This is a genomic window from Streptomyces sp. NPDC092370, from assembly GCF_044755265.1.
Classification (GTDB): Bacteria; Actinomycetota; Actinomycetes; order Streptomycetales; family Streptomycetaceae; genus Streptomyces.
Genome location: NZ_JBIVQO010000010.1, coordinates 289,766 through 296,929 on the forward strand (window position 1 = coordinate 289,766; position 7,164 = coordinate 296,929).

Below are 7,164 nucleotides of genomic sequence, written 5' to 3' on the forward strand. Positions count from 1 at the left end.
GGCGAACGGGACGCCTCACGCCTGCGTGTGGCGGACGCACTCGGTGACGACGTCCCGCAGACTCCCCGTGCGCTCCATCAGCGCGCGCTGCACCTGAGCGCCGTTGCCCTCGCGCAGCAGCTCCTCGAACGCGGCCCGTGCCCGCTCCAGGTCCCCCGTGCTGTCGAGAGCCTCCTCGACATGCTCCAGCAGGGCGCGGACGACGGCCTCGGCCGGCATGCGCCGCATGGTCGCCGGGTGCAGCAGCTCACCCGAGAGGCCGGACCGGGCGGCCTGCCAGTCGGCCAGCCGCAGCAGGCTGACGCTGTGGCCGAGCGGCTCACGGCCGTCCCGCCACTCGCGCGCGGCGGTCTCGACCAGCCCGCGGACGAGCGTGGCGATCAGCACGGCCGTGCCGGAGTGCAGACAGACGTCCGAGACACGCAGCTCCACCGTCGGGTACCGCGGGGACAGCCGTGCGTCGAAATAGATCATCCCGTCGTCCAGGAGGGCGCCGGTGGCCACCATGTCCGCGATCAGACGGTGGTACCGCTCGGGCGAGCCGAAGATCTCGGTCGGGCCGGCCGACGGCCAGCGCAGCCACACCCGGCTGCGGTAACTGCTGTACCCGGAGTCCTTGCCCTGCCAGAACGGCGAGTTCGCGCTCAGCGCCCGCAGGACCGGCAGCCACGGCCGGAGCCGGTCGACGACCGCGACGCCCTCCTCGTCCGACTCGACCGACACATGCACGTGACAGCCCATGACGAGCTGCTCCCGGGTGGCGATGCCGTACTGGTCGGCCATCCACTGGTAGCGCCGGCCGACGCCGACGGCGGGGCTGACCGGCAGCGGCGAGGTGGCGAGCGCCGCCACGGTACAGCCGATCTCGCCCGCGTGCCGGGCGGCCTCCTTGCGGCAGCGGACGATCTCGTCGCGCAAGCTCTCCATGGACGACTGCGGATGGGTGGCGAACTCCAGCATCTGCTCGTGGAGTTCCTTCTCGAAAACGTCCTGATCCGCGTCGTCCTTCTCCGCCCGGGCGAGTACCGCCGCGGACAGCGCCCGCGGCTCTCCGGTCTCCGGATCCACCAGGAGGAGTTCCTCCTCCACTCCCACGGTGCGCACCTGATGCCCGCCCTTCTGGCCCTGCCGAGTCGTACCACCGGGTGCTCCCGGTGGTACGACCTAGTGCCCCTCACAGGCGGGTAGGACACCTGATGGGACGGCAGGACTTCACACGGCGACCGGCGTCAGCCACACCGTGGCGAGCGGGGGCAGCGTGATCCGGACCTGACCGTCCTCCGGTTTGACCGGATTCGGGTTGGTGACGCCGCTGCCGCCGTAGCGCGTGTCGTCGGTGTTGAGGCGTTCCTCCCAGGCGACGACGTCACCGGGCACCCACAGGCCGTAGTCCTGCCGGACCACGGGGGAGAAGTTCGACACCGCCAGCAGCGGACGGCCTTCGGCGTCGTAGCGCAGGAACGCGAGGACGTTGTCGTCGGCCGAGTCCACCGCCACCCATCGGAAGCCCTCCGGGCGGGTGTCGCACTGCCACAGCGCCGGCGTCGCCCGGTAGGCGGTGTTCAGGTCGCGCACCAGGTCGCGCACGCCCCGGTGGTCACCCGCCGAGTGATACCCGTCGTCGAGCAGCCACCACTCGGGGCCGTGCTCCACCGACCACTCCGCCCCCTGCGCGAACTCCTGCCCCATGAACAGCAGCTGTTTTCCGGGGTGGCCCCACATGAAACCGAGGTAGGCCCGGTGAGTGGCGCGCCGCTGCCACCAGTCGCCCGGGATCTTCGAGACCAGCGCCTGCTTGCCGTGCACGACCTCGTCGTGGGAGATCGGCAGGACGTAGTTCTCGCTGTAGGCGTACACCATCGAGAACGTCATCTCGTGGTGGTGGTACTTGCGGTGCACCGGCTCGTGGGCGATGTACTCCAGCGAGTCGTGCATCCAGCCCATGTTCCACTTCAGCCCGAAGCCGAGCCCGCCGGTGTCGGTGGGCCGGGTCACCCCGCCCCAGGCGGTGGACTCCTCGGCGATCGTGACCACGCCGGGGGCCCGCCGGTACACCGTCGCGTTCATCTCCTGCAGGAACGCCATGGCCGCCAGGTCCTCCCGGCCGCCGTAGGCGTTGGGCTCCCACTGGCCGTCCTCACGGGAGTAGTCCAGGTAGAGCATGGACGCCACCGCGTCCACCCGCAGCCCGTCGATGTGGAACTCCTCGCACCAGTAGACGGCGTTCGCGACGAGGAAGTTGCGTACCTCGGTGCGGCCGAAGTCGAACTCGTACGTGCCCCAGTCCGGGTGCTCCGCCCGCCGGTCGTCCCCCGGCTCGTACAGCGGCTCCCCGTCGAACCGGGCCAGCGCCCAGTCGTCCTTCGGGAAGTGCGCCGGCACCCAGTCCATGATCACGCCGAGACCGGCCCGATGACAGGCGTCGACGAAGAACCGGAAGTCGTCCGGTGTTCCGAGCCGGGACGTCGGCGCGTAGAAGCCGGTGACCTGGTAGCCCCAGGAACCGTGGAAGGGATGCTCGGCGACCGGCATCAGCTCCACGTGCGTGAAGCCCAGGTCCCTGACGTACGTCGGGAGTTCCTCGGCGAGCTGCCGGTAGGTCAGCCCCGGCCGCCACGACGCCAGGTGCACCTCGTACACCGAGAACGGCGCCTCGTGCACGGGTGTGTCGGCGCGGTGCGCCATCCATTCGGTGTCGCCCCACTCGTAGTGCGAGGCCGTCACGATCGACGCCGTGTTGGGCGGCTCCTCGCAGCGGCGGGCCATCGGGTCGGCCTTGAGGAAGCGCCCGCCGTGCCGCGAGTGGATCTCGAACTTGTACGGGGTGCCCTCGCCGACGCCCGGCAGGAACAGCTCCCACACGCCACAGGCGCCCAGCGACCGCATCGGGAACTGCGTCCCGTCCCAGTGGGTGAAGTCCGTGGCGACCCGCACGCCCTGCGCGTTCGGCGCCCACACGGTGAACCGGGTGCCGGTCACGCCCTCGTGGGTCATGGGCTGTGCGCCCAGCGCCGTCCACAGCTGCTCGTGCCGGCCCTCACGGATCAGATGCAGGTCGAGCTCGCCGAGCGCGGGCAGGAAGCGGTACGGGTCGTGCGTCTCCTGCTCGCCGTCCTCGTACACCACGTGCAGCGTGTACGCGGGGACCGCGTCCAGCGGCAGCACGCCCGAGAAGAGGCCGTCGCCCTCCGAGACGAGCGCGGTGCGCCGGCCGCCGATCACCACGCTCACCGCGCGGGCGAAGGGACGCAGCGCCCGGAACACGAACCCGCCGGGCACCGGGTGGGCGCCCAGCAACGCGTGCGGATCGTGGTGGGCGCCCGCCAGCAGGCGCCCGCGGTCCTCCGGGCTCAGGGCGGGGGCGGTCGTGCTCGGGACCGGGCCGGACGGCTCCGGGATTGAGGTGTCGCGCAGGGCCACGGCTCAGTCTCCTCTCACGGCGAGGCGCTCGATCGCCGCCATCGGTACAGGCAGCCAGTCGGGGCGGTGCCGTGCCTCGTACAGCACCTCGTACACGGCCCGGTCCGTCTCGTAGGCACGGAGCAGTCCGTGTTTCTTGCGGGGGTCCCAGCCGGCGCGGGCGGCATAGCCCGCGCAGTAGGCCTCGCGACAGCGGCGGGCCCACTCCGGGCGCCAGGGGCGGCGCTGCCGGGCGGCGTAGTCGAAGGAACGCAGCATCCCGGCGATGTCGCGCACGGGGGAGTGGGCGCTGCGCCGTTCGGAGAGCGGCCGGGACGGCTCGCCCTCGAAGTCGATGACGAACCACTCGCGCCCGGCCCGCAGCACCTGACCCAGGTGCAGGTCGCCGTGGATGCGCTGGGCGGGCGGCCCGGGGTCGCAGCCGGTGAGGGCGGCGAACGCGGTCCGCAGGCCCGGCACGAACGGCTGCAGCGCGGGCACGCAGTGCGCCGCGGCGTCCAGCCGCTCGGTCATCGCCGCCGCCGTACGCCCGTTCTCCCCGGGCTCGCCGACCGGGAAGGCCGACGCCAGCGCGAGATGCACCTCCGCCGTGGCAGCGCCCAGGGCCCGCGCCTGGACCGTGAAGTCGTCCCCGGCGGCCAGCGCGTGCAGCCCCAGCGTCCAGCCGTCGGAGGCGTCCCGCAGGTACGGCTGGAGCACGCCGAGGGTGGCCTTGAACGGGTGCCTGGTCTGGAACCAGGCCACGGGCGCGGGCACGCGGTGACAGCCCTGACGGGCCAGCGCGCCCGGTACCTCCAGGTCCGGGTTGACGCCCGGCTGGATGCGCCGGAAGACCTTCAGGATGTACTCGTCGCCGTACACCAGCGAGGAGTTGGACTGCTCCGCGTCCAGCAGCCGCGGCGCGAGGCCGGCGGGCACCCGCTGATCCGGGTCGCAGTCGAAGCGCAGCGGGCCCGCGCTGCCGGGGTGCCGCAGCCGGTCGAGCAGCAGCTGGGCCGAACGGGGATCCTGCAGCGCGTCGTAGACGGTCATGCCGGCCAGCGGCCCGTCCTGCACCTGCCCGATGAGCGCCCGCCCCAGACGCGGCGACGGCTGCTCCCGCACGCCGAGGAGCAGCTGGTAGCAGTCACCGGCCGGGGGAGCCCCGCCGGGCGAGGGCACACCCGTGTGCCCGGCGTGGCCGGCGTGGACCAGCAGGTGCAGACAGCCCGGGAAGAGCTCGGTCATCGACAGCAGGCAGAGGTCGGTGACGGGCCGGTCCTTGCCGGCGAACCAGCGCTGCCGGGGCAGCCAGTCGCGCAGCAGCCCGCCGAGCCACTCCATGGGCTCGGCCAGGCGTGTGAGACTCGGGCGGAGGGATGCGGTCTTCGGCATGGTCACGCCTCCTTTCGTCGGCGCAGGCTCACAGTCGCCGGCCGATGCGGGATGCGACTCGAGTGAGCCTGAACCAGTAGAAGCCGTGGCCCCCGAGGGTCAGCAGGTACGGCAGTTCGCCGATGGCCGGGAAGCGGACCCCGCCGAACAGCTCCACCGGGTGCCGCCCGGCGAACTCGCGCAGGTCGAGCTCGGTGGGCTGCGCGAACCGCGCGAAGTTGTTGACGCACAGCACCAGGTCGTCCTCGTACTCCCGCAGGAACGCCAGCACCGCGGGGTTGGAGGACGGCAGTTCGGTGTAGGAGCCGAGTCCGAAGGCGGGGTTCTGCTTGCGGATCTCGATCATGCGGCGGGTCCAGTGCAGCAACGACGACGGCGACGACATCGACGCCTCGACGTTGGTCACCTGGTGGCCGTAGACCGGGTCCATGATCGCCGGCAGGAAGAGGCGGCCCGGGTCGCAGGTGGAGAACCCGGCATTGCGGTCCGGGGTCCACTGCATCGGGGTCCGTACGGCGTCGCGGTCGCCGAGCCAGATGTTGTCGCCCATGCCGATCTCGTCGCCGTAGTACAGGATCGGCGAGCCGGGGAGGGCCAGCAGCAGGGCCGTGAACAGCTCGATCGTATGCCGGTCGTTGTCCAGCAGGGGAGCCAGCCGCCTGCGGATGCCGATGTTGGCGCGCATGCGGGGGTCCTTGGCGTACTCGGCCCACATGTAGTCGCGCTCTTCGTCGGTGACCATCTCGAGCGTGAGCTCGTCGTGGTTGCGCAGGAACATGCCCCACTGGCAGTTCGAGGGAATGGCCGGTGTCTTGGCCAGGATCTCGGAGACCGGGTAGCGGGACTCGCGGCGTACCGCCATGAAGATGCGCGGCATGACCGGGAAGTGGAACGCCATGTGGCACTCGTCGCCACCGTTCGCGTAGTCGCCGAAGTAGTCGACGACGTCCTCGGGCCACTGGTTGGCCTCCGCCAGCAGCACCGTGTCCGGGAACTGCGCGTCGATCTCGCGGCGGACGCGCTTGAGGAACGCGTGGGTGGCGGGCAGGTTCTCGCAGTTGGTGTCCTCGGCCGCGTAGAGGTACGGCACCGCGTCCAGCCGGAATCCGTCGATGCCCAGGTCCAGCCAGAACTTCAGCGCGGCCAGGATCTCCTCCTGAACACGCGGGTTCTCGTAGTTGAGGTCCGGCTGGTGCGAGAAGAAGCGGTGGAAGAAGTACTGGCCCCGCACCGGGTCGAAGGTCCAGTTCGACGTCTCCGTGTCGACGAAGATGATCCGCGCGTCCGGATAGCCCTTGTCGTCGTCGGCCCACACGTAGTAGTCGCCGTAGGGTCCGTCGGGGTCCTTCCTCGACTCCTGGAACCACGGGTGCTGGTCGCTGGTGTGGTTCATGACGAAGTCGATGATCACGCGCATGCCGCGCTGGTGTGCGGCGTCGACGAACTCCACGAAGTCGGCCAGGTCGCCGAACTCCGGCAGTACGGCCGTGTAGTCGGAGACGTCGTAGCCGCCGTCGCGCAGCGGGGACTTGAAGAACGGCGGCAGCCACAGGCAGTCGACGCCGAGCCACTGGAGGTAGTCGAGCTTGGCGGTCAGGCCCTTGAGGTCGCCGACGCCGTCGCCGTTGCTGTCCTGGAACGAGCGGACGAGCACCTCGTAGAAGACGGCGCGTTTGAACCACTCCGGGTCACGGTCTCTCGCGGGAGTGTCCTCGAAGGTGTCCGGCACGGGCTCGTTCACGGTCATGGCTTTCCTGCCCCTCCGTTCGCATGCGCGGCGGGCGGGGACTGGACGTGGAAAACGTGCGCGGGAGCCCGCCCCGGCTCCAACCGCACATAGTTGTCGCGCCCCCAGCGATAGGTCTCGCCGGTGAGCTCGTCGCGTACCGGCACCGACTTGTGCCAGTCGAGGCCGAGTTGCGGCATGTCCAGCGAGACCGTGGCCTCCTGGGTGTGGTGGGGGTCGAGGTTGGTGACCACCAGGACGACGTCGGATCCGCTGCGCTTGCTGTACGCGATGAGCGCGTCGTTGTCGGTGTGGTGGAAGCGGAGGTTCCTGAGCCGCTGGAGGGCCGGGTGTTCCCGCCGGACGGTGTTGAGCCGGGTCAGCAGCCCGGTGATGGTGCGGCCCTCACGTTCGGCCGCTTCCCAGTCACGGTGCCTGAGCTGGTACTTCTCCGAGTCCAGGTATTCCTCGCCGCCCTCCTTCAGCGGGGTGTTCTCACACAGCTCGTAGCCGGAGTAGATGCCCCAGGACGGCGACAGCGTCGCCGCGAGCACCGCCCGGACCTCGAAGGCGGGCCGCCCTCCCTGTTGGAGGTAGGCGTGCAGGATGTCGGGGGTGTTGGGAAAGAAGTTCGGCCGCATGTA

The 7,164-nt window shown here is 70.7% G+C and carries 4 protein-coding genes and 1 pseudogene; all 5 read right to left on the reverse strand.

Annotated features, from left to right (window positions below):
* Positions 1 to 15: 15 nt before the first annotated feature.
* A complete protein-coding gene (locus tag ACIQHQ_RS28230; RefSeq protein WP_402616761.1) occupies positions 16 to 1,104 on the reverse strand; it encodes a glutamate--cysteine ligase in 1,089 nt (362 codons plus the stop codon).
* A 108-nt stretch (positions 1,105 to 1,212) separates the two neighbouring features.
* Entirely contained in the window at positions 1,213 to 3,420 is a 2,208-nt protein-coding gene (gene glgB, locus ACIQHQ_RS28235) for a 1,4-alpha-glucan branching protein GlgB (RefSeq protein WP_402616764.1), read from the reverse strand.
* A gap of 3 nt (positions 3,421 to 3,423) precedes the next feature.
* Positions 3,424 to 4,794 carry a maltokinase gene (locus ACIQHQ_RS28240; protein WP_402616767.1) on the reverse strand — a complete coding sequence of 457 codons (1,371 nt, stop codon included), beginning with the start codon at positions 4,792 to 4,794 and terminating at the stop codon, positions 3,424 to 3,426.
* A gap of 28 nt (positions 4,795 to 4,822) precedes the next feature.
* Positions 4,823 to 6,541, reverse strand: a complete 1,719-nt coding sequence (treS, locus tag ACIQHQ_RS28245; protein WP_402616770.1) for a maltose alpha-D-glucosyltransferase — start codon at positions 6,539 to 6,541, stop codon at positions 4,823 to 4,825.
* Positions 6,538 to 7,164 (reverse strand): annotated as a pseudogene (locus tag ACIQHQ_RS28250) (alpha-1,4-glucan--maltose-1-phosphate maltosyltransferase); the annotation flags it as partial. The pseudogene ACIQHQ_RS28250 and the gene treS, both read right to left, overlap by 4 nt.

Bases quoted from the DNA above. Each gene is read 5' to 3' on its own strand.
- treS (WP_402616770.1), bottom strand. From the start codon at position 6,541: ATGACCGTGAACGAGCCCGTGCCGGACACCTTCGAGGACACTCCCGCG.
- ACIQHQ_RS28240 (WP_402616767.1), bottom strand. From the start codon at position 4,794: ATGCCGAAGACCGCATCCCTCCGCCCGAGTCTCACACGCCTGGCCGAG.